Source organism: Marinobacter sp. OP 3.4, from assembly GCF_036224885.1.
Lineage (GTDB): Bacteria > Pseudomonadota > Gammaproteobacteria > Pseudomonadales > Oleiphilaceae > Marinobacter.
The window spans coordinates 55461-77168 of record NZ_JAVVLT010000104.1; the positions used below are offsets into that span (position 1 = coordinate 55461).

A 21708-nucleotide genomic window follows, 5' to 3' on the forward strand; every position below is an offset into this window, starting at 1 on the left:
GTTTTTCGTCAGGCCGAAGCCTTACTCCCACTCAATAGTCGCAGGCGGCTTGGAAGAAATGTCGTATGTCACCCGGGACACACCGGTGATCTCGTTGATGATCCGGTTGGACACGGTTTCCAGCACTTCATAGGGCAGGCGTGCCCAGCGGGCGGTCATGAAGTCGATGGTTTCCACCGCGCGGACCGCGATCACGTACTCGTAGCGGCGGGCATCACCCACCACGCCCACGGACTTAACCGGCAGGAAGACCGCAAAGGCCTGGCTGGTCTTGTGGTACAGGTCGGCCCGGTGCAGTTCTTCCAGGAAGATGGCGTCGGCGCGGCGCAGGATATCGGCGTATTCCTTCTTCACCTCGCCCAGGATACGGACGCCCAGGCCCGGCCCCGGGAAGGGGTGACGGTAGACCATGTCGTAGGGCAGGCCCAGCTCCAGGCCGATCCGGCGCACCTCGTCCTTGAACAGCTCCCGCAGGGGCTCCACCAGCTTGAGCTTCATGGTTTCCGGCAGGCCACCCACGTTGTGGTGGGACTTGATGACATGAGCCTTGCCGGTTTTGGAGGCAGCGGATTCGATCACGTCCGGGTAGATGGTGCCCTGGGCCAGCCAGTTCACGTCGGTAATCTGGGTCGCATGCTCGTCGAACACCTCGATAAAGGTGTTACCGATGATCTTGCGCTTCTGCTCCGGGTCCTCGACGCCCTTCAGGCGACCCAGGAAGAGATCTTCGGAATCCGCCCGGATCACCTTCACCCCCATGTTGCGGGCGAACATGTCCATCACCTGATCGCCTTCGTTCAGACGCAGCAGGCCGTTATCCACGAATACGCAGGTGAGCTGGTCGCCGATGGCACGGTGCAGCAGCGCCGCAGTGACCGAGGAATCCACGCCGCCGGACAGCCCAAGCAAGACCTTCTCACCACCCACCTGGTCGCGAATCTGCTGGACCGCGTCGTCCACGATGCGGGCCGGTGTCCACAGGGCCTCACACTGGCAGATATCCTTTACAAAGTGCTCCAGGATGCGCTGCCCCTGGAGGGTATGGGTCACCTCCGGGTGGAATTGCACGCCGTAGAGGTTACGGCTGGTATCCTGCATGGCGGAGATGGGCGCGCTCTCGGTGGAGGCCAGCAGCTCGAAGCCCTCCGGCATGGTGACCACCTTGTCACCGTGGCTCATCCACACGTCCAGCAGGGATTCCCCCTGGGCAGTAAGGTGGTCCTTGATGTCCTTCAGCAACGGTCCTTCAGCCCGCACCTTGACCTGAGCATAGCCGAACTCCCGCTTCTCGGAACTGGCCACGCTGCCACCAAGCTGCTCCGCCATGGTCTGCATGCCGTAGCAGATGCCCAGCACCGGCACGCCGCGCTCGAACACACCTTCCGGCGCACGCGGACCACCCAGTTGGGTGACGGATTCCGGACCACCGGCCAGGATCAGCCCCTTGGGACGGAACTCGTCGATCTCCTCCGCCGTCATGTCAAACGGCTTGATCTCACAGTAGACCCCGATCTCCCGTACCCGGCGGGCAATGAGCTGGGTGTACTGGGATCCGAAATCGAGAATCAGGATGCGGTGGTCGTGAATGTTCTGGGACATGGATTCCTCAACATGAAAGACGAAAACGGCCCTCCGGAGAGGGCCGTAAACCAGGCAACATTAGCCTACGCGGTAGTTCGGGGCTTCCTTGGTGATGGTCACGTCGTGAACGTGACTCTCACGCATGCCGGCATTGGTAATGCGGACGAACTGGGGACGGGTTCGCATGGTTTCCATGTCAGCGCTACCCGTGTAGCCCATGGAAGCCCGCACACCGCCCATCAGCTGGTGGACAATGTTGCGCATCGGGCCCTTGCAGGCCACGCGGCCCTCGATGCCTTCCGGTACCAGCTTGTCGACGCCTTCGCTGGCATCCTGGAAATAGCGGTCACTGGAGCCCTGCCCCATGGCGCCCAGGGAGCCCATGCCACGGTAGGCCTTGTAGCTGCGGCCCTGGAACAGTTCCACTTCGCCGGGGGATTCATCGGTACCCGCCAGCAGGCCGCCAACCATGACGCTGTAGGCGCCGGCAGCAATAGCCTTGGCAATATCGCCCGAGAAGCGGATGCCCCCGTCAGCAATCAGCGGCACACCACGGTCCTTCAGGGCGGCGGCCACATTAGACACTGCCGTGATCTGCGGCACGCCAATGCCCGACACAATGCGAGTGGTACAGATGGACCCGGGGCCGACACCCACCTTAACGGCATCCGCACCGGCATCCGCCAGGGCAATGGCCGCTTCAGCGGTTGCAATATTGCCACCGATCACCTCGACCTGGGGATGGTTCTGCTTGATCCACCGGACCCGTTCAATAACACCGGCAGAATGGCCATGGGCGGTGTCCACCACAATCACGTCGACACCGGCCTCCACCAGCGCGGCGATACGGGCTTCGGTGTCACCACCGGTGCCCACGGCGGCGCCCACGCGCAGGCGACCCTGTTCATCCTTGCAGGCCAGCGGATAGTCCTTGGCCTTCTGGATGTCCTTGACCGTGATCAGCCCGCGCAGCTCAAATTCGTCGTTGACCACCAGCACCTTTTCGATACGGTTGCGGTGCAGCAGTTCCTTCACTTCCTCCAGGTCGGCGCCCTCACGGACGGTGACCAGCTTGTCCTTGGGGGTCATGATATCGGCGACCCGGGTTTCCATCCGGCTTTCAAAGCGGATGTCACGACCGGTCACAATGCCCACCAGGTCCTTGCCGTCCACCACCGGCAGACCGGAGATGCTGTTGGCCATGGTGATATCGACCAGTTCGCGCACCGTGTTGGAGGGCGATACGGTGATGGGATCCTTGACCACGCCGCTCTCGAACTTCTTGACCTTGCGCACGGCGGCGGCCTGCTGCTCGACGGTCATGTTCTTGTGCATGATACCGATGCCGCCCTCCTGGGCCATGGCGATGGCCAGTTCGGCTTCGGTGACGGTATCCATGGCGGCTGAAACCAGCGGAATGTTGAGGGTAATGCCTTTGGTGAGCTGGGTCTTCAGGTCCACGTGCTTGGGCAGCACATCGGAGTAACCCGGCATCAGGAGAACATCGTCAAACGTGAGGGCTTCTTCGGCTATTCGCAACATTGGGACCCGCCTTCTGGACAATCTGTGTGGAGGCCCGGCGCCGGTGTGGCAGCGCGACATCGGAACCGGTCACCTTAATCGAACTATTATAAGTGCCGCGGGCCCGACAGTAAACCGCGCCAACACCCGCCCCAGCGCGCATCTTGCTGAATTTCGGCAACTTTTAACCAACCCCTTTCTCGGAAAACCCGTATGGCAGACGGGAAGGTTCTGATAACATGGTGGTTTTCCAGACTCCCCGCACAACGATAGAGGCACCGATGCACTCCGACCCATCCCCGTCCCTGCGGCCCAGGGCCCTGACGGTTTCCGAACTGAACCGCCAGGCCCGGCACCTGCTGGAGACCAGCTTCATGCAGGTGTGGGTGGAAGGTGAGCTGTCCAGCCTGTCGCGACCATCATCCGGGCACTGGTACTTTTCCCTGAAGGACCAGCGGGCCCAGGTGCGTTGCGCCATGTTCCGGGGGTTCAACCAGCGCATCCGCCAGGTGCCGAAAGAAGGGGACCAGGTCCGCATCCGAGGCAAGGTCAGCCTCTACGAGAACCGGGGCGACTTCCAGATCATCGTTGAACACATGGAGCCGGCCGGCCTCGGCGCCCTGCAGCAGGCCTTCGAGGCCCTCAAGGCCCGACTGCAGGCCGAGGGCCTGTTTGCGGTGGAACGCAAGAAGCCGATACCGGACACGCCCCGCCATATCGGGGTGGTCACCTCCCCCACCGGCGCCGCCATCCACGACATCCTGACGGTGCTGGGCCGTCGCTGCCCCGGCATTCCGGTAACCCTGTACCCCACGGCGGTCCAGGGTCAGGCCGCGACGGCCAGCATTGTCGGCGCCATTGACCGGGCCGTCCGCCACAACCAGGCCGACGTGCTGATTATCGGTCGGGGCGGTGGCTCCCTGGAGGACCTGTGGTGCTTCAACGAGGAAGCCGTGGCCCGGGCCATTGCCGCCTGCCCGATTCCCACCGTCAGCGCCGTGGGTCATGAGGTGGATGTGACCATTGCCGACTTCGTGGCAGACCTCCGGGCCCCGACGCCCTCCGCCGCGGCCGAAAAGATCTCCCCGGACCAGGCCGCCTGGCTGGCCCGGCTCACCGAAACCCGCCAGCGACTGGCCAGCGCCGCCAGCCGTTACCTGCGCCAGCAGGAGGTCCGTCTCGACCAGCTTGCAGCCAGACTGCGGGACCCGCGCCGGCAGTTGCAGGAAAAAGCCCAACGACTGGACGACGTGGAGCTGCGATTCCGCCAGGCCATCAGCCAGCGCCTGGGCCGGGAGCGAACCCATAGCGACCACCTGGCCCAGCGACTGCTGGCCCACCGGCCCTCCCGACGCATCGGGGAACAGACACAGCGGGTGGACCAGTTGGGTGAACGGTTGCAGGCCAGCCTCAGCCGGCAACTGGAGAAGCGCAACCAGCGCCTGGAATCGGCTGCCCGCACCCTGAACGCCGTCAGCCCCCTGGCCACCCTGGGACGGGGCTATGCCATTGTGTCCAGCGACAACCAGACGGTGGTCCGGGACCCGGCCACCCTGTCCCCGGGGGATCGTATCCGGGCCAAACTGGCGAAGGGCACCGTGGACGCCACGGTCTCGTCCGTAAATACGGATTCCGACTGATATCTCTTTGCTCACTCAGTGCGGCAATCTGACATGAAACTGTAGCCAAAGTCTCCCTTAGCCTTTGGTCTACTTCCTCTGTGCCTGATATCCCTTACAGTCAAACCCAACAGTGCAATAAAACAACAATGATCGACTGCATGAGGTGGACCCATGGACTACCAATCGGAGTTCCGTCGCTCGGTGGAGCAGCCAGAACAGTTCTGGCGTGAAAAAGCCAACGCGATCGACTGGATCCGTCCCCCCGAGGACATCTGGAAGGCCAGCGAAAACGGCCATGGCGAGTGGTTTCCGGATGGCCTGATCAACACCAGCGATGTGGCCCTGGACGCCAACATCCGTGCCGGTCGCGGTAACCAGAAGGCATTGATCTATGACTCCCCTGTCACCGACACCACCCAGAGCTATACCTACCGCCAGCTGACCGACCAGGTGGCGCGCTTTGCGGGTGTGCTCAAGGCCCGGGGCATTGGTCACGGCGACCGAGTCATCATCTATATGCCCATGGTGCCCCAGGCGGTTATCGCCATGCTCGCGTGCGCCCGGCTCGGAGCCGTTCACTCGGTGGTCTTCGGGGGCTTTGCGGCCCGGGAGCTGGCGGTCAGGATCACCGACGCCCGACCCAAGGCCGTGGTGACCGCCTCCTGCGGCATCGAGGTCAACAAGGTCATCGCCTACAAGCCATTGGTGGACAGCGCCATTGAGCAGGCGGAGCACAAGCCGGAGTGCTGCATCGTGTTCCAGCGGCCCCAGGTGACGGCGGACATGACCACGGGACGGGACCTGGACTGGGAGGCCGAGATGGCCAGGGCCACCTCGGCCGACCCGGTGCCCGTGGCGGCCACTGATCCGCTGTACATCCTCTATACCTCCGGCACCACCGGCAAGCCCAAGGGGGTTGTACGGGACAACGGAGGCCACGCCGTCGCCATGCGCTACAGCATGGAACTGGTCTACGGCGCCCGGCCCGGGGATGTATTCTGGGCGGCGTCGGATGTGGGCTGGGTGGTTGGCCACAGCTATATCGTCTATGCACCGCTGATCACAGGCTGCACAACGGTCCTTTACGAGGGCAAGCCGGTGAAAACACCAGACGCCGGTGCCTTCTGGCGGGTAGTGCAGGACCACCGCGTCAACTACCTGTTTACCGCCCCCACCGCCTTCCGTGCCGTGCGCAAGGAAGACCCGGAAGCGGACCTGATGGGCAACTACGATATCAGTTCACTGAAACGCCTGTTCCTGGCCGGCGAACGCCTGGACCCCTCCACCTACGAATGGCTGGTGGAACATACCGGTCTGCCGGTCCTTGACCACTGGTGGCAGACGGAAACCGGCTGGGCCATCTGCTGCAACCCGGTGGGCATCCAGGAGATGAAGACCAAGCCCGGCTCCGCCACCCTGCCGTCACCCGGTTTCAATGTGCAGGTGGTCGGCCCCGACGGACGCCCCGTGCCCCCCGGCGAACAGGGACAGGTCGCGGTGAAGCTGCCACTGCCCCCGGGCTGCCTGTCCACGGTCTGGGGTGACGATGCCCGGTTCCGGAAAACCTACCTGGCCCCCATCCCGGGCTATTACAGCTCCGGTGACGGCGGTTTTGTGGATGAAGACGGATACGTGTTCATCATGGGGCGGACCGATGACGTCATCAACGTGGCCGGGCACCGCCTGTCCACCGGCGAAATGGAGGAAGTGGTGGCCTCCCACCCGGCGGTGGCGGAATGCTGCGTGGTCGGCATGCGGGATGAGATGAAGGGACAGGTTCCCCTGGGACTGGTACTGCTGAAGGATGGCGCCACCATCGACCCGGAGGAGCTGGAGGAGGAACTGGTGGAGATGGTGCGGGAGCGGATCGGCGCCGTCGCCTGCTTCCGCCGGGCGGTGCTGGTGGAACGACTGCCCAAGACCCGGTCCGGCAAGATACTGCGGCGGGTGATCCGGCAAATCGCCGATGGCGAGGAGTGGAACGCCCCATCCACCATCGATGACCCGGCGATACTGACGGAAATTGACCAGCAACTGCGCCGGTAATCAATCCACAGGCCTGTGTCATGAGTATGACAGACGCCTGTTTTTTCTCCGAAATCGGGGGTGGTTCAAGGGCCTCAAAAAATCTTTGACGCCCCCCGAACTCGGTCTATACTGAATTTTGCTGTGGAACAACAGCGGTATTAAGTGAAAGTGTTTCAGCGGTCTGCTTTATCAGGCGTTCGGTTACTCCTTCCCTCAGTACAACTGCCATGTTCCCGGCTATACCGTGCCGGAACTTTCCCCATGGACCGGCACACAGGAAAGGTCCCGTGAGGGCACAACGTACAGGAAACACAGGAAAGATCAATGTCCGATATCAAAACCGGCCACGTGAAGTGGTTCAACGAGTCCAAGGGTTTTGGCTTCATCGCCCAGGACGGTGGCAGTGACGTTTTCGTTCACTACAGTGCAATCAACGCCAGCGGATTCCGCACTCTGGCCGAAGGCCAGCAGGTGCAGTTCTCCGTTACCCAGGGACCGAAAGGCCCCCAGGCGGAAAACGTAACCCCGGTATAGGGTTATGATTTCCGTCCATTGCCCCTCACGGGCTTTGGAGTGAGTCAAGGAAAGCCGGCAGTTGCCGGCTTTCCTGCGTTTGGGGCCGACCTCAGGCCGTGGCCGGCTCGACAACCGCCGACGCACCCACGTGGTTACTCACCGCTGACAGCAGGGCCTGCAAGGTGGCGGAGGTGGTATCCTCGGCCAGGGCGGCGGCACTGTGGACCTGGCCGCCCACCACAATGCGGATGCAGGCCATGGCGTTGGCGTTGGTGCCCTCACCCAGGGCAAACTCGTCATAGGCCTCCACGGCCACAGAGATGCCATAGTTCTCTTCCAGCGCGGCCACCACCGCTTCAACCGCACCCAGGCCATGCCCTTTCAGCTCCACGGTCGGCTTGCCGAACCGCACAGTGGCGTTAACGCCTTCCTCGTCCCGGTGCAGGTCGTAGGTGGACAGGGCCCAGCTTTCGGCCACCGCCAGGTAACGGTCCTCAAACAGGCGGTGGATGGTCTCGGAGTCGATTTCGCCGCCGTTGGTTTCCGCCTCTTTCTGCACGCACTGGCTGAACTCGATCTGCAGCCACCGGGGCAGGCTGATCTTGTAGTCCCGCTCCAGCACGTGGGCCACGCCACCCTTGCCGGACTGGCTGTTGATCCGCACCACTTCCTCGTAGCGACGGTTCAGGTCCCTCGGATCAATGGGCAGGTAGGCCACGTTCCACTTGTCACCGTCCTGGCGGTAGGCCAGGCACTTGCGGATCGCGTCCTGGTGGCTGCCGGAGAAGGCGGTGAACACCAGTTCGCCGGCGTAGGGATGACGCGGATGGGTGGAGATCTCGGTGCAGGCCTCCACCACATCGGTGATCTCGGCCATGTTGGACATGTCCACCTTCGGGTCGATGCCCTGGCTGTACAGGTTCATGGCCATGGTGACCAGGTCCATGTTGCCGGTACGCTCACCGTTGCCCATCAGGGTGCCTTCCACCCGGTCGGCGCCGGCCATCACCGCCAGCTCGGCGGCGGCGACGCCACAGCCACGGTCATTGTGGGTGTGCACGCTGATGCTCAGGTGCTCGCGGCGCTGGATGTTATCGCAGATCCATTCGATCTGGTCGGCGAACACGTTGGGGGTGGCCATTTCCACGGTGGCGGGCAGGTTGATGATCACCTTCTGGCCCTGGTCCGGGCGCCACACCTCGGTGACCGCATCCACCACCTCGGCGGCATAGTCCAGTTCGGTGCCAGTGAAGCTCTCCGGGGAATACTGGAAGGTCCAGTCGGTATCCGGATAGCGTCCGGCAATCTCCTTCACCAGCTTCGCGCCATTCACGGCAATCTGCTTGACGCCCTCCCGGTCCATGCCGAATACCTGTTCCCGCTGGACGGTGGAGGTGGAGTTATACACGTGCACGATGGCCCGCTTGGCGCCTTCCAGGGCCTGGTAGGTGCGCTCGATCAGCTCCGGGCGGGCCTGGGTCAGCACCTGGATGTGGACATCGTCGGGAATCCGGTCTTCCTCAATCAGCTTGCGACAGAAATCGAAGTCCGGCTGGCTGGCCGCCGGAAAGCCGATCTCAATCTCCTTGAAGCCCACCTTCACCAGGAGATCGAACAGGCGTTGCTTCTGGGCCACGGTCATGGGTTTCACCAGCGCCTGGTTGCCATCCCGCAGGTCCACGGCACACCAGGTGGGTGCACGTTCAATAACCTTGTCCGGCCAGCGGCGGTCGGTCTTGCGAACCGGCTGGAAGGGGATGTACTTGCTGTGATCGAAAGCCATGGTTGTGTCCTTTTGTCTGAAACAGAGTCAGGAATGATATGACACTATATTAACGCAGGATGCCTAGAATTTTATTGCTATTTTTGCTCCCGCTGCCAGAATCAGGGCAATATCTACATCGTTCAAACCAATACTTGTGGAATATTATGCCGGATAAGCACCAGGAACTGCATAAACTGGACCGTACAGACCGCCGCATCCTGGATGCCCTGCAGCGGGATGGCACCCTCAACAACCAGCAACTGGCGGAGGCCATCGGCCTATCCCCCTCCCCCTGCCTGAGGCGCGTCCGGGCCCTGGAAGAAGCCGGCATTATCCGCCAGCGGGTGACGGTGCTGGATCACAAGAAACTGGGCCTGTCCCTGACCGCCATCATCCTGATCGGCATGGACCGGCACACTCCGGAGCGGTTCGAAGCCTTCGAGCAGCAGGTGGCCCAGTACCCCGAGGTGCAGGAGTGCTACCTGATCACCGGCCAGGACGCCGACTACATGCTCAAGGTGGTGGTTCCGGACATGGACCACTACCACCACTTCCTGCTGAACCAGATCACCCGCATACCCGGCGTCAGCGGCGTGCATTCCAGCTTTGTGCTGCGACGGGTAATCGATTCCACCGCCCTGCCCCTGAAATATCTGGAGGGCCTCTGAACATCACCCTTCCATCTGATAGTGGTGAAGTAGAAACAAGGTGGGCAACAAAAGTACGGCGCCTCAACAACCGGAGGCGCCGCGAGTGGAGGAAACGATCACTTCAAATCTGAAATGCTCGCCCCGAAGTTGATGTGGAAGGGGGCACCCTCCAGGACCAGAGCGGGGACCGACTGCACACCGGCCGCCTCGGCTTCGGCGATCCTCGCCTTGTCATTGCCGAGATGGACCACTTCAACATCGTAGCGAGAGCGGTCAATCGCCTTAGCCACATTGTCCTCAGCAGCAACGCATACTGGGCACCCTGCATGGTAGAAAACAGCTTTTGCACTCATCTCTGAACTCCTGAAATCGGTTGGTTAATTGGCGTGCGCACGACTAAACGATAGAGTTGGCGGAGTGCGTTGACTAGCGGGCACAAATAAGTGGGCTGGGCACCTTCTGGTGTAATTTGTCGAAACTAAAGGAGAAATTTTTTGCAGACTCCCAGTACGTATCGCAAGTTGGAGGACATAGTGGGCTGCAAATGGTCGGTTTCGGTCCTTCTCGCCGTCGAGAAGGGCATCAACCGGCCAGGGGCTCTCGAGCGGCATATCGAGGGAATCTCAACAAAAGTTCTCTCTGAACGACTGCGAAAACTCACAGCGTACGGTCTGATGCACAAGGAGAGTTTTCCGGAGATCCCGCCACGTACCGAATATTCACTGACCAGGTCTGGCCAGAAGCTCATCAGGATCATTCAGCAAATACAGGATCTCGATGACGAGTTAAGCCAAAAAAGTGAAAGGTAATAGCCTCAGGGCTGTCTGCGTATTGAATGCCGTCAAAGGAAAATGGAAGGTTTGCAATTAGTTATTACGAAAAACTGCAAACCTTCATCGTTCTCTATTCTTATCTTAAGCCAGCATCTCCAGCATTCCCTGAAGGCGCTGTTGTGCCCGCTCATTCAAAGGCAGCAGAGGTTTTCTCGGGCTGCCGACATCGTTACCCTGCAGCGCCAGACCGGATTTAACCGCTGCCGCCAGACCCGATGAAACGATAAATTCCAGAAACTCATACTGCTGATAGAACAGTTTCCTGGCCTTCCCGTTATCACCTTGCTTTATGGCATCGTACAGCCGCTTCGGCTTGTCACCGATCAGGCAGGGGGCTGCCGTACACCATCCGCTGGCACCCGCATTGAGGGCTTCCAGTGCCATGTGGTTGCAACCATTAAAGAACGGCACTTTGCCATCCGATAGCGTGTAGATTTTATGCATGCGCTGAATGTCGCCGGTGCTTTCCTTGATCATGCTCGCGTTCGGTATGCGCTCAACCATTTTCAGCATGAATTCCGGCGACATGTCCACGCCACAGGTGGCGGGGTTGTTGTAGATCATGATGGGCAGCGGGCTGGCGCTTGCGACCGTTTCGTAGTGCTGGAAGATTTCCGCCTCGCTCAACTTGTAGTATGAGAATGGCGAAAGCATGATCATGTCGGCACCGATCTGGTGGGCATGCTGCGCGTGTTGCACGGCCTGTTCAGTGGTCAGCTCGGCAATGCCGATGATCACCGGCACCCTTCCCCTAACATGCTGCACCGTGTACTCAGCCACCTGCTTCCATTCCGCGTCACTCAGATAGGCGGCTTCACCGGCACTGCCCAAGGCCGCTATGGCGTCCACTTCCGCTTCAAGCAGCACATCGATGACGTCGCCGAGCTTGTCGAGATCAACCTGTTTATTGTCCTGGCTAAAAGGGGTTACCGGATAGCCAATGATGCCTGATAGGTTCATGTCCTGTTCCTCGAAAAAAGGGTGTTAAATGCAGTCCGCGTGGTGTTTAAGCGCCTGCCGTGCGTAGTAGGCGAAATTCACCTTGTTGCGCTTGTCAGTGGATACCCAGTCGTGCGCTTCCCGGGCCAGTTCGTGGGGTAGCGGCTTGATCTCACCGGCGGCCATCGCCAGCAGTTGCAGTTGTGCCGCGCGCTCGATCAGCACGGCCAGGTTGCAGGCTTCTTCGATTGTCTTGCCGGTGACCAGTTGGCCATGGTGGGCGAGGAACACGGCGCGGTTGTTGCCCAGGGCGTTTGAGATCAGCACGCCTTCCTCATTGCCAACCGGAACGCCCGGCCAGTCCGCGACGAACGAGCAGTCGTCGTACAGAGCGCAGACATCCATCTGGGAGATCTGCAGTGGCACCTCCAGCATGGACAGCGCCGCCACATGGGTGGGATGGGTGTGAATGATGCAGTTAACCTCCGGATGCTCTTTATAGATCCAGGTATGGAAGCGGTTGGCCGGGTTGGGCATGCCTTCGCCCGTCAGCGGCTTGAGGTCATGATCGACCGCGATCAGGTTGTTGGCCGTGATCTCGTCAAATCCCAACCCCAGTCGCTGGGTCAGGAAAGTATCCGGGCGCTCGGTACGACAGGTGATCTGGCCCGCCAGGCCCGAGTCGTGGCCCTTGTCGAACAGGATGCGACAGGTGAGCGCGAGCTTCTCACGGTCGGTCAGCTCCATATCCTGAATCAGCCTTTGCATATCGCGTTCGGTGCTCTGCATCAGTGTCTGCTTGCTTTTGGTAGCGGTCTTCATGCGCGTTCTCCTTGGTCTCCGCTTTGACATCGGTTGCACGATATCGTTAATCTGGACCGGTCATAAGGACCAGTTTTGATAGGTTTTCTGGTCCAGTGGAGAGGCTGGCGTGTTAAGACCCTGGAATGTGCAGCTGTGGCTGGAGGACAGCCCCGGCAAGACCCTGCATGCAAGATTGCTGAATACGTTGACGGCGGATATCAAGGAAGGTCGGCTGCCGCCGGGGACCATGCTGCCGGGCTCGCGCTCACTGGCCGATCAGCTGGGCGTGAATCGCAAAACCGTGCAGCAGGTGTATGAAGAGCTGGAGGCCCAGGGCTGGCTGGTGACGCGCCCGAGGTCGGGGACCTTTGTGTCCGGGACGCTGCCCGAGCAGGGGCTATCGTCCTCGGACCGTCAGCTGGTCAACAGCACAGACAGAACCAGATCCGCCTCCGAACTGGTGGAAATCCTCTATCAGGATGCGCTTTGCTCCTACAACGCCATACCGGTCACCAATGACGGTACCCCGGATTCACGGATGATCCCTTACGAACTGCTGGCGCGCACCTATCGACGGGTCTGTATCGACCTGAGCCGGAATTCCAGGTTGGGCTATGGTGACCCCAAGGGCAGTGTCGAACTGCGTAAGTCGGTTGCGAAGATGCTGTCCGGTGATCGATTCATGACCTGTTCGACCGAGCAGGTGTGCATTGTCAGGGGCAGCCAGATGGGGATCTATCTCGCCTCCCGCATTCTTGATCCGAGCAAGGGCGCCATCGTGATGGAAGACCTCTGCTATCTGCCGGCCCGGGCGGCCTTCGAGTCAAACGGCTTCAAAGTACTGAAGTGCAGGCTCGATGACCAGGGGCTGGATGTCGAGCACCTGCGGGCATTGCTTGCCGAACATTCGATTGCCGCCATCTATGTCACACCGCATCACCAGTACCCCACCACCGTTTGCCTGCCCATGGATCGGCGGCTGGCACTGCTGGAACTTTCTAAAGCACACAGGTTCGCGGTGCTGGAGGATGATTATGACCATGAATTCCACTATGAGACGAATCCTGTTCCCCCGCTTGCGAGCTTGCCCAATGCCGAGAACGTGGTGCACATTGGCTCGATGTCCAAAGTGTTTGCGCCGGGGTTGAGGCTTGGTTACATCGCAGCGGATCCCCGCTTTGTCGAACGCGCTGCACAGGAAATCATACTCATCGACCGCCAGGGCAATACGGTCACCGAGCAGGTCCTGTCGAACCTGATGGAGTCCGGTGAGGTCCGGCGTCACATCCGTAAGACGCGCAAGGAGTATGAGGCCCGACGTAATTTTGCAGCGGACGAGTTTATCCGGGTGTTTGGCGATAAGGTGTCTTTTACCGTGCCGACAGGCGGAATGGCTATCTGGGTTGATATCTCCAAACTGGTCAAGGGCCGGAAGCTGGAGAGCCTTCCGGGGAAGGACTCAACCCTGAGTACTGCCTATACTGACGATCAGGTGGACCCTACCCATCTGAGGTTTGGGTTTGGAGCACTGAGCAAAGCTGAGATTACACAGTCAGTTGAGTTGTTAGCGAAGCAGTTGGCCTGATATTTTCCGATTGGACTTCCCCCGGTGTAGTGCACCCAAAACCTATCAAGGCCGCCTATCCACGCCCACCTGGAAATCCCGGAAGCAAAGCCACGGAACAACAAACGCCACCGTGACCTACTTCCTCAACCGGGGAAAGCATTCTCCTCTATGACTCCAGCTTGGCGTCCATGGTGATTTCCGCCTTCAGCACCCTGGATACCGGACAACCGACCTTGGCCTTTTGCGCCAGTTCCTCAAACTGGGCCTGGTCCGCTCCCGGCACCCTGGCGGTTACGTCGAGGTGTACCCTGGTGATGGAAAAACCGTCCTCCGTCTTTTCCAGGGTCAGATGGGCCTTGGTGTCAATTTTATCCGGCGTGAGGTCCGCTTCCCCCAGAATCATCGATAGGGCCATGGAAAAGCAGCCGGCATGGGCTGCGGCAATCAGTTCTTCCGGGTTGGTGCCCGGCTCTTCCTCGAAGCGGGTCTGGAAGCCATACTTGCTGTCGGACAGTACGCCACTCTGGGTCGTGAGCTGGCCCTTGCCTTCCTTCAATCCGCCCTGCCAAATAGCTGAACCTGTGCGTTTCATGGGTCCTCCTTGTCTCTGGATGAGAGAAAGCCGTCTGTGTGGCGGCCATCCATAAAGGTAGGACACAACCACAACAACGAAAAGTTTCACGGCGCCCGGAACACCTGACCGGTTCATTTCTTCCTCAGGGCACGTACAATACGGGGCAAGCATCAAGGAGCCCTGCAGAACTCCTGAACCAACAACACTTCTTTCGTTACGGAAACCATAATGCGAGCAAGCCGTTATCTGATTGCCACCCTCAAGGAAAATCCCTCCGATGCCGAGATTGTCAGCCACCAGTTGATGCTGCGGGCCGGCATGATCCGCAAGCTGGCGTCCGGCCTGTACACCTGGCTGCCAATGGGCTTGCGGGTATTGCGCAAGGTGGAGCGCATCGTGCGGGAAGAGATGGACCGAAGTGGTGCCCAGGAGGTGCTGATGCCCGCGGTGCAACCGGCGGAGCTGTGGCAGGAATCCGGTCGCTGGCAACAGTATGGCGGCGAACTGCTGCGGATGAAGGACCGCCACGAGCGGGACTTCTGTTTCGGCCCCACCCATGAGGAAGTGATCACGGACCTGATCCGTAACGAGCTGAAGAGCTACAAGGAACTGCCTGCCAACTTCTACCAGATCCAGACCAAGTTCCGGGACGAGCGGCGGCCCCGTTTCGGTGTGATGCGCGCGCGGGAATTCCTGATGAAGGACGCCTACTCCTTCCATGTGGATGGTGAATCCCTGAACGAGACCTACGAGGTAATGCACCGCACCTACTGCGCCATCTTCGACCGCCTGGGCCTGGACTACCGCCCGGTGGAGGCGGATTCCGGCGCCATCGGTGGCAGCGCCTCCCACGAATTCCACGTGCTGGCCTCCTCCGGCGAGGACGAGATCGCCTTCAGCACGGAAAGCGACTACGCCGCCAATATCGAGAAGGCGGAAGCCGTGGCCCCGGCCGGTGAGCGCCCTGCCCCCGCCGAATCCATAACGGAAGTGGAAACCCCGGGCCAGACCACCATTGCCGCCATTTCGGACTTCCTGAAGGTGCCCACGGAGAAAACCGTCAAGACCCTGCTGGTGAAAGCCGAGGCGGAAGAAGGCGAGGAAGCCGGCCTGGTGGCCCTGATCCTGCGGGGCGACCATACCCTCAACGACATCAAGGCGGAAAACCTGCCGGGTATTGCCGAACCGCTGACCATGGCTACCGACGACGAGATCCGCGCAGCCACCGGTTGCCCCCCGGGCTCCATCGGCCCGGTCAAGCTGCCGGTACCGGTGATTGTCGATCGCGCCGCCGCGCATCTGACGGACTTTGTCTGCGGCGCCAACCGGGAGGGCTATCACCTCACCGGCGTGAACTGGGAGCGGGACGTGCCCCTGGAACGCGTGGAAGACCTGCGCAACGTGGTGGAAGGCGACCCCAGCCCCGATGGCAAGGGTAAGCTGGAGATCCGTCGCGGCATTGAAGTGGGCCACATCTTCAAACTGGGCAACAAGTACAGCCAGGCCATGGGCGCCACGGTGCTGGACGAGAACGGCAAGAGCGCGATCCTGGAGATGGGGTGCTACGGCATCGGCGTATCCCGTATCGTGGCGTCGGCCATTGAGCAGAACCACGACGACCGGGGCATTATCTGGCCCGAGGCCATCGCCCCCTTCGAGGTGGCCATCGTGACCCTGAATGGCCACAAGTCCCCGGCGGTGCAGGAAGCGGGGGAAAAGCTCTATGAGCAACTGCGTCAGGCGGGCTTCGATGTGCTGCTGGATGACCGCAACGAGCGCCCGGGCGTGAAATTCGCGGACCTGGAACTGATGGGCCTGCCCCACCGGATCGTCGTCTCGGACCGGGGTCTGGGCGCCGGCACCCTGGAATACAAGGGCCGCCGGGATGCGGACAAGCAGGACGTTGCCGTGGAGGACATCCTGCCGTTCCTGCTCAATGCCTCCCCCCGCCGGGGTCTCTGAGACAGCGCAGGCGGGCGGCAGGCTAGCCGGAATAGCCGTCGCCCGTAGTAATCCCGCCTCAGGCTGGCGGCGTCAGTCCACAGCCTGAGGGTACGACCCCCGGTTCCATTTCCAGCGTGACTCCGTAACGTTCCCGCACGTCATCACGAATCCTCCGGGCCAGGGCCAGCACATCGGCACCGGTTCCCGATGAGTGGTTTACCAGCACCAGGGCCTGCCGGTGGTGCACCCCGACCGTCCGGTTCCGATAGCCCTTCCAGCCACACTGATCAATCAGCCAACCAGCCGCCAGCTTGACGCCGTCGTCCAGGGGATAGGCCACCATTTCCGGCCATTGCCGCCGCAGCGACTCCCACTGGTCCCGGGTGACCACCGGGTTCTTGAAAAAACTGCCGGTGTTGGGCAACTGGGCCGGGTCCGGCAGCTTGCGGCGACGCACCGCCATCACCGCCTCGGCCACCTCCGTGGGGGATGAGGGCACCTCACCCTCGAACCACCGGGAAAGCTCGCCGTACCCCAGGGACCAGGGCCGGCTGCGACTCAGGGCAAGCCGGATCTCCAGGATCAGGTAGCGCTCGGGGTCGTGCTTGAACAGGCTGTCGCGGTAGCCGAAGCGGCAATCCTCGGTGGTCAGCACCACCTCTTCCCCGCGCTGCCGGTCCCAGGCGGTGAGGCTGACGAAGGTATCGGACAACTCGACGCCATAGGCGCCGATGTTCTGGACCGGGGCGGCACCCGCCGTGCCGGGAATCAGGGCCAGGTTTTCGATGCCCCGGTAGCCTGCCGCAGCCGCATAGAGCACCGCCCGATGCCAGTTCTCACCCGCGGCCAGCACCAGGGTGGCGCAGTCTCCCTGCATGGCCGTCCAGTGGCGGCCTTTCAGGGCCATGTGCAGGACCAGTCCGGGAAAGTCGTCGCAGAAGATCAGGTTGCTGCCACCACCGACCACCTGGACCGGCAACTCCTCTTCCTGTGCCCATGCCAGGGCCGCCTTTGCCTCCCCGGCGTTGGTCGCTTCCACCAGGTAGCGGGCGACGGCCGGAGTCGCCATGGTGCTCAGGTTCCGCAGCGGGGCGTTTTCAATCAGGTTGTGGGGGCGCATCAGTCCAGTCGCGCCCGGATGTCGGCCAGCAGGCCGTCGCTTGCCTCGGTAATCAGGTCCAGTACCCGTTCAAAACCGTCGTTGCCGCCGTAATAGGGATCGGGCACCTCGTCCTCGTGACCGGCCTCCAGGAAGTCGAGGAACAGCCGGGGCTCGGTGCCGCCCTGCTGCAGCCAGATATCCCGCACGTCCGCCAGGTTCTGACGGTCCATGGTCAGCACGTAGTGGAAATCCTCCAGGTCCTCCGGGCGGAACTGCCGGGCCCGGAGATGGCCGATATCGATACCCCGGCTCGCCGCGGCCTGCCTGGCCCGCTCGTCCGGCGCCTTGCCGATGTGCCAGTTTCCGGTGCCGCAGGAATCCACCCCGACGTGGTCAGACAGGCCACTCTGTTCCAGGCGCTGGCGGAACACGCCCTCGGCGGTGGGTGACCGGCAGATATTGCCAAGGCACACGAACAGTACGCGAATCTGGTTGCTCATCAGGGTCTCCTACACTCCTTTTACGGATGCCAGTTGCTGACGGACCCGCTCCAGGTCTTCCGGGGTGTCCACCCCCGCCGGTGGCGGCTCCGACGCCTCGCTGACATGAATCCTCGCGCCATGGTAGAGCGCCCGGAGCTGTTCCAGGCTCTCGGTGGTTTCGGTGGGCGCGGGGGGCCAGCCAACAAAACGGTGCAGCAGGCTGACGCGGTAGCCGTAGATACCGATGTGGCGCCAGGCCCGGTAGTCGTCCGGCAGGCTGTCCGGTATCGCCAGACTCTGCCACTGGTTTCTCAGCCACGGCATGGGGGCGCGGCTGAAATAGTGGGCGTAGCCGTCCTGGTCGCGGACCACTTTCACCACATTGGGGTTGAACAGGTCCGCCGGCACGGTAATGCGTTCACACAGCGTGGCGATGGCCGCCTGGGGATAGTCGTCCAGCGCCTTTGCCACCTGGTCGATCAGGCCCGGGGGGATAAGTGGCTCGTCGCCCTGAACGTTGACCACCCGGGCGTCATCCGGCAATCCCAGGGTCTCGACCACCTCCTGCAACCGATCCGTGCCACTGGCATGGTCTGGCGATGTCATAACCGCTTCCGCGCCGAATGCCTCGCAGGCGGCCAGGATACGCTCATCATCGGTGGCTACCAGGACCCGGCCGGCATGGCTGCGACAAGCCTGCTGGTAGACGTGACGGATCATCGGTACGCCATTGATATCCGCCAGGGGCTTGCCCGGCAGGCGGGAGGAGGCATACCGGGCCGGAATCACAACGGTGAAGGACATAGACCTACCCCAGCGTCCGGTCGAGGCGCTCATCCGTGGACAGGGTGCGGGCCTCGGTGGCCAGCATCACCGGGATACCTTCGCGGATGGGGAAGGCCATGGCATCGGCGTAGCACACCAGCTCATTGCGCTCCCGGTCGAGTTTGAGGTCTCCCTTGCACACCGGGCAGGCGAGCATGGCAATCAGTTTCTTGTCCATGTCAGGTCTCTCGTAAAGAAGTCGGTTCCAGGCCGCGCCCCGTCAGTTTCCGGTGCAGCGCCTGTTCCAGCGCCGGTCCAAACCCCGGGGACAGGGTCGGCTCCACGTCCAGCACCCAGCACTGGTCATGGGCGAATGGCCGGATCTTGACAGCGTCCTTGGCGGTCATCAACAGGGGACGATTGTCGCCCATGGCAATATCCCGTTCAGTATATCGATGATGATCGGCAAACGCCCTCCCCTCTACGGCAGCCCCAAGGGCCCGTAGCTGGTCGAAGAAGCGTTGCGGGTTGCCAATGCCGGCCAGGGCGGCGCAATCTTTACCCCGTAACCAGTCCGGGGACTGTATCTCGCCAGTGGCCAGGTTACGGACCCGGGACGGCTCAAGGGTCATGGCATAGCGGCCGGGATGGGTCGGTACGGGCCCGGTGGCCTCACCATTGACCACCACGAAGTCCACCTCCAGCAGGCGCTCGGGCGGCTCACGCAAGGGCCCCACCGGCAGGCCGGCACCATTGCCGATACCCCGGGCGCCATCGAATACCGCCAGTTCCAGGTCCCGGTCCAGGTAATAGTGCTGGAGGCCGTCATCGCAGAGCACCAGGTCACCCAGGCCCTGGTCCAGCGCCAGCCGGGCCGATTCGAGACGGCGGGGATGGACCACCACCGGGCGGCCGGTCTGGGCCGCCAGCATCACCGGTTCATCACCGGCACGGGCGGGATCACTGTCGGGGGTGACCACCATGGGCGAATCAGCGGGGCGGTCGGAACCATAGCCCCGTGACAGGATCACCGGGCGCCACCCCTGCTCCGCCAGATAGCCCGCCAGCCAGGCAGTCAGGGGCGATTTCCCGGTGCCCCCAGCGGTGATATTGCCCACCACGATCACCGGTACCGGCAAGGGTCGGGCCGCCGCCTGCAAACGCTGGCGACGGTTACGTGCAATCCGCTGGTAAAGCCAGGACAGGGGCAGCAGCGGCCACAGCGGGCGTCGCTGCCGGTACCAGAGCGTCTCCACCAGGCCCGCCATCACCCTTCGCTGAACTGCATCCGGTGCAACTGCGCATAGGCACCATTGGCGGCCAGCAGTTGCTGGTGGCTGCCGTCCTCGACAATGCGGCCGGACTCCATCACCAGGATGCGGTCCGCCTTTTCGATGGTGGACAGGCGGTGGGCAATCACCAGGGTGGTGCGCCCTTTCATTACTACTTCCAGGGCCTCCTGGATATGGCGCTCGGACTCGGTATCCAGGGCGGAGGTGGCCTCGTCCAGGATCAGCACCGGGGCATCCTTGAGCAGGGCCCGGGCAATGGCCAGGCGCTGGCGCTGGCCGCCGGACAGCATCACGCCATTGTCGCCCACCACGGTATCCAGCCCCTCGGGCATGCGTTCGATGAACTCCAGGGCATGGGCCTTGCGGGCGGCTTCCTCGATCTCCTCCCGGGACCGTTCCCGCAACGAGCCATAGGCAATATTGGCGGCAATGGTGTCGTTGAACAGCACCACGTTCTGGGTCACCAGGGCGATCTGGGCCCGCAGTGCCGCCAGGCTGAAGTCGGTGATGGGGTGATCGTCGAGCCGGATCTCCCCCTGATGGTATTCGTAGAACCGGGGCAGCAGGCTCACCAGGGTGGACTTGCCGCTGCCTGACCGCCCCACCAGGGCCACGCTCTGCCCCGCCGGGATATCCAGGCTGATCTGGTGCAGGACGTCGTCCAGGGTGTCCTGGTAGCGAAAGCAGACGTTATCGAAGCGGATCGCACCGTCCACCCGCTCCGGCGCGTACTGGCCGGCATCCTCTTCCGGCTCCTCGTCCATGGTGCCGAACACATCATGGGCCGCGGCCACCCCTTTCTGGATCTTGCTGTGCACCGAGGTAACCTGACGGATCGGCTTCGCCATGGTGGCCGCCGCAGTGATAAATGCCACCAGTTGCCCGGTGGTCATGCTGCCCCGGATCTCCGGCGCCAGCATCACCCAGACCAGGGCGGCCAGGGCCAGGGCCACCAGCACCTGCACCACCGGTGTCGCGATGGCCTGGGTGGAGGCCATCTTCAGGCCCTGGCGCATGGTACGGTCGGCCACATCACCGAAGCGCTGCCGTTCATAGTCCTCGCCGCCAAAGGTACGCACCACCCGGTAACCGGTAATGGATTCTGACGATACGTGGGTGATATCCCCCATGGAGCTCTGGATACGCCGGCTGATCTTGCGGAAACGCTTGCTGGCGTAGTTCACCACCAGCCCGATCAATGGCCCCAGGGCGACAAAGATGAGGGTCAGTTTCCAGTTGGTATAGACCATGAACCCGAGCAGGCCGACGATGGTCAACCCCTCCCGGAGGATAATGGTCACCGCATTGGTGGTGGCGTCCGCCACCTGCTCGACGTTGAAGGTCAGCTTGGATACCAGCCGCCCGGAGGCGTGGTTGTCGTAGTACCGGGATGGCAGCGACATCAGTCGGTCGAACAGTTGCTTACGCAGGGCATTGACTACATGGCGGCCGACGTAGGCGATAAAGTACTGGCTCATGAAGGTGCCCACGCCCCGGAAGGCAAACACCCCCACGATCATCCCCGTAATCAGCATGCGGTTCTGGGCGGTGGGGTTCTCGATGGCCTGGATGACAAACTCCATGGCCGCCGCCATGCCGGTGGAGGCAGCCGCATAGATAACGTTGCCGACCACCGCCAGTGAGAAGGCGAACCAGAAGGGTTTGACGTACTTGAGCAGGCGCCCGTAGGTCTGCCAGTTGGAAGCTTCAGCTTGGTTCATCG

Annotated in this window: 20 protein-coding genes; 7 read left to right on the forward strand and 13 right to left on the reverse strand. The window is 62.0% G+C overall.

Features of this window, described 5'->3' with window-relative positions; translation table 11 throughout:
• Nucleotides 1-21 precede the first annotated feature (21 nt).
• Both guaA and guaB read right to left on the reverse strand, forming a co-directional pair.
• Entirely contained in the window at nucleotides 22-1599 is a 1578-nt protein-coding gene (gene guaA / locus RO069_RS17345; RefSeq protein ID WP_328189322.1) for a glutamine-hydrolyzing GMP synthase, read from the reverse strand.
• A 60-nt stretch (nucleotides 1600-1659) separates the two neighbouring features.
• Complete coding sequence (gene guaB / locus RO069_RS17350) at nucleotides 1660-3123, reverse strand: IMP dehydrogenase (protein WP_328189323.1); 1464 nt, start codon at nucleotides 3121-3123, stop codon at nucleotides 1660-1662.
• Nucleotides 3124-3383: 260 nt separating this feature from the next.
• Here guaB and xseA point away from each other — a divergent pair, with 260 nt between their 5' ends.
• The 3 genes from xseA (at nucleotide 3384) to RO069_RS17365 (ending at nucleotide 7286) form a co-directional block, all read left to right on the forward strand.
• Nucleotides 3384-4742, forward strand: a complete 1359-nt coding sequence (gene xseA, locus RO069_RS17355) for an exodeoxyribonuclease VII large subunit (RefSeq protein WP_328189324.1) — start codon at nucleotides 3384-3386, stop codon at nucleotides 4740-4742.
• A 153-nt stretch (nucleotides 4743-4895) separates the two neighbouring features.
• On the forward strand, nucleotides 4896-6770 hold the full coding sequence (locus RO069_RS17360) for a propionyl-CoA synthetase (RefSeq protein WP_328189325.1): 1875 nt from the start codon (nucleotides 4896-4898) through the stop codon (nucleotides 6768-6770).
• Between the two features lie 306 nt (nucleotides 6771-7076).
• Nucleotides 7077-7286, forward strand: coding sequence for a cold-shock protein (locus tag RO069_RS17365; protein ID WP_328189326.1), 210 nt, complete (start codon nucleotides 7077-7079; stop codon nucleotides 7284-7286).
• 91 nt (nucleotides 7287-7377) lie between these two features.
• Here the strand turns inward: RO069_RS17365 and leuA are convergent, their stop codons facing one another.
• Nucleotides 7378-9051, reverse strand: coding sequence for a 2-isopropylmalate synthase (gene leuA / locus RO069_RS17370; RefSeq protein WP_328189327.1), 1674 nt, complete (start codon nucleotides 9049-9051; stop codon nucleotides 7378-7380).
• A 146-nt stretch (nucleotides 9052-9197) separates the two neighbouring features.
• On the opposite strand from leuA, the gene RO069_RS17375 reads away from it, so the two are divergent.
• On the forward strand, nucleotides 9198-9701 hold the full coding sequence (locus RO069_RS17375; protein WP_328189328.1) for an Lrp/AsnC family transcriptional regulator: 504 nt from the start codon (nucleotides 9198-9200) through the stop codon (nucleotides 9699-9701).
• A 98-nt stretch (nucleotides 9702-9799) separates the two neighbouring features.
• Here the strand turns inward: RO069_RS17375 and RO069_RS17380 are convergent, their stop codons facing one another.
• Complete coding sequence (locus RO069_RS17380) at nucleotides 9800-10036, reverse strand: thioredoxin family protein (protein ID WP_328189329.1); 237 nt, start codon at nucleotides 10034-10036, stop codon at nucleotides 9800-9802.
• Between the two features lie 180 nt (nucleotides 10037-10216).
• On the opposite strand from RO069_RS17380, the gene RO069_RS17385 reads away from it, so the two are divergent.
• Entirely contained in the window at nucleotides 10217-10492 is a 276-nt protein-coding gene (locus tag RO069_RS17385; RefSeq protein WP_328189394.1) for a winged helix-turn-helix transcriptional regulator, read from the forward strand.
• Between the two features lie 105 nt (nucleotides 10493-10597).
• Here the strand turns inward: RO069_RS17385 and RO069_RS17390 are convergent, their stop codons facing one another.
• The gene (locus RO069_RS17390; RefSeq protein ID WP_328189330.1) at nucleotides 10598-11476 is read right to left on the reverse strand and encodes a dihydrodipicolinate synthase family protein; all 879 of its coding nucleotides are present in this window, start codon (nucleotides 11474-11476) and stop codon (nucleotides 10598-10600) included.
• Nucleotides 11477-11500: 24 nt separating this feature from the next.
• Complete coding sequence (locus tag RO069_RS17395) at nucleotides 11501-12277, reverse strand: aldolase (protein ID WP_328189331.1); 777 nt, start codon at nucleotides 12275-12277, stop codon at nucleotides 11501-11503.
• 109 nt (nucleotides 12278-12386) lie between these two features.
• On the opposite strand from RO069_RS17395, the gene pdxR reads away from it, so the two are divergent.
• Complete coding sequence (gene pdxR, locus RO069_RS17400; RefSeq protein ID WP_328189332.1) at nucleotides 12387-13844, forward strand: MocR-like pyridoxine biosynthesis transcription factor PdxR; 1458 nt, start codon at nucleotides 12387-12389, stop codon at nucleotides 13842-13844.
• 148 nt (nucleotides 13845-13992) lie between these two features.
• Here the strand turns inward: pdxR and RO069_RS17405 are convergent, their stop codons facing one another.
• Entirely contained in the window at nucleotides 13993-14418 is a 426-nt protein-coding gene (locus RO069_RS17405) for an OsmC family protein (protein ID WP_328189333.1), read from the reverse strand.
• A gap of 210 nt (nucleotides 14419-14628) precedes the next feature.
• On the opposite strand from RO069_RS17405, the gene RO069_RS17410 reads away from it, so the two are divergent.
• Nucleotides 14629-16362 (forward strand): proline--tRNA ligase, encoded by a 1734-nt coding sequence (locus tag RO069_RS17410; protein ID WP_328189334.1) that lies wholly within the window; start codon nucleotides 14629-14631, stop codon nucleotides 16360-16362.
• Between the two features lie 58 nt (nucleotides 16363-16420).
• Here RO069_RS17410 and murB read toward each other — a convergent pair whose 3' ends face one another.
• Genes murB through msbA form a run of 6 tightly spaced genes read right to left on the reverse strand, consistent with a single transcriptional unit; the run spans nucleotide 16421 to nucleotide 21706 of the window.
• Entirely contained in the window at nucleotides 16421-17464 is a 1044-nt protein-coding gene (murB, locus tag RO069_RS17415; protein ID WP_328189335.1) for a UDP-N-acetylmuramate dehydrogenase, read from the reverse strand.
• Entirely contained in the window at nucleotides 17464-17946 is a 483-nt protein-coding gene (locus RO069_RS17420; protein WP_328189336.1) for a low molecular weight protein-tyrosine-phosphatase, read from the reverse strand. The genes murB and RO069_RS17420 overlap by 1 nt, the downstream gene beginning before the upstream one ends.
• A gap of 9 nt (nucleotides 17947-17955) precedes the next feature.
• Nucleotides 17956-18732, reverse strand: a complete 777-nt coding sequence (gene kdsB / locus RO069_RS17425; protein WP_328189337.1) for a 3-deoxy-manno-octulosonate cytidylyltransferase — start codon at nucleotides 18730-18732, stop codon at nucleotides 17956-17958.
• Nucleotides 18733-18736: 4 nt separating this feature from the next.
• Complete coding sequence (locus RO069_RS17430; RefSeq protein WP_328189338.1) at nucleotides 18737-18931, reverse strand: Trm112 family protein; 195 nt, start codon at nucleotides 18929-18931, stop codon at nucleotides 18737-18739.
• A gap of 1 nt (nucleotide 18932) precedes the next feature.
• Nucleotides 18933-19961 (reverse strand): tetraacyldisaccharide 4'-kinase, encoded by a 1029-nt coding sequence (gene lpxK, locus RO069_RS17435; protein ID WP_328189339.1) that lies wholly within the window; start codon nucleotides 19959-19961, stop codon nucleotides 18933-18935.
• The gene (gene msbA / locus RO069_RS17440) at nucleotides 19961-21706 is read right to left on the reverse strand and encodes a lipid A export permease/ATP-binding protein MsbA (RefSeq protein WP_328189340.1); all 1746 of its coding nucleotides are present in this window, start codon (nucleotides 21704-21706) and stop codon (nucleotides 19961-19963) included. The genes lpxK and msbA overlap by 1 nt, the downstream gene beginning before the upstream one ends.
• Nucleotides 21707-21708: the final 2 nt, after the last annotated feature.

Bases quoted from the DNA above. Each gene is read 5' to 3' on its own strand.
- guaA (WP_328189322.1), bottom strand. From the start codon at position 1,599: ATGTCCCAGAACATTCACGACCACCGCATCCTGATTCTCGATTTCGGA.
- guaB (WP_328189323.1), bottom strand. From the start codon at position 3,123: ATGTTGCGAATAGCCGAAGAAGCCCTCACGTTTGACGATGTTCTCCTG.
- xseA (WP_328189324.1), top strand. From the start codon at position 3,384: ATGCACTCCGACCCATCCCCGTCCCTGCGGCCCAGGGCCCTGACGGTT.
- RO069_RS17360 (WP_328189325.1), top strand. From the start codon at position 4,896: ATGGACTACCAATCGGAGTTCCGTCGCTCGGTGGAGCAGCCAGAACAG.
- RO069_RS17365 (WP_328189326.1), top strand. From the start codon at position 7,077: ATGTCCGATATCAAAACCGGCCACGTGAAGTGGTTCAACGAGTCCAAG.
- leuA (WP_328189327.1), bottom strand. From the start codon at position 9,051: ATGGCTTTCGATCACAGCAAGTACATCCCCTTCCAGCCGGTTCGCAAG.
- RO069_RS17375 (WP_328189328.1), top strand. From the start codon at position 9,198: ATGCCGGATAAGCACCAGGAACTGCATAAACTGGACCGTACAGACCGC.
- RO069_RS17380 (WP_328189329.1), bottom strand. From the start codon at position 10,036: ATGAGTGCAAAAGCTGTTTTCTACCATGCAGGGTGCCCAGTATGCGTT.
- RO069_RS17390 (WP_328189330.1), bottom strand. From the start codon at position 11,476: ATGAACCTATCAGGCATCATTGGCTATCCGGTAACCCCTTTTAGCCAG.
- RO069_RS17395 (WP_328189331.1), bottom strand. From the start codon at position 12,277: ATGAAGACCGCTACCAAAAGCAAGCAGACACTGATGCAGAGCACCGAA.
- RO069_RS17405 (WP_328189333.1), bottom strand. From the start codon at position 14,418: ATGAAACGCACAGGTTCAGCTATTTGGCAGGGCGGATTGAAGGAAGGC.
- RO069_RS17410 (WP_328189334.1), top strand. From the start codon at position 14,629: ATGCGAGCAAGCCGTTATCTGATTGCCACCCTCAAGGAAAATCCCTCC.
- murB (WP_328189335.1), bottom strand. From the start codon at position 17,464: ATGCGCCCCCACAACCTGATTGAAAACGCCCCGCTGCGGAACCTGAGC.
- RO069_RS17420 (WP_328189336.1), bottom strand. From the start codon at position 17,946: ATGAGCAACCAGATTCGCGTACTGTTCGTGTGCCTTGGCAATATCTGC.
- kdsB (WP_328189337.1), bottom strand. From the start codon at position 18,732: ATGTCCTTCACCGTTGTGATTCCGGCCCGGTATGCCTCCTCCCGCCTG.
- RO069_RS17430 (WP_328189338.1), bottom strand. From the start codon at position 18,931: ATGGACAAGAAACTGATTGCCATGCTCGCCTGCCCGGTGTGCAAGGGA.
- lpxK (WP_328189339.1), bottom strand. From the start codon at position 19,961: ATGGCGGGCCTGGTGGAGACGCTCTGGTACCGGCAGCGACGCCCGCTG.
- msbA (WP_328189340.1), bottom strand. From the start codon at position 21,706: ATGAACCAAGCTGAAGCTTCCAACTGGCAGACCTACGGGCGCCTGCTC.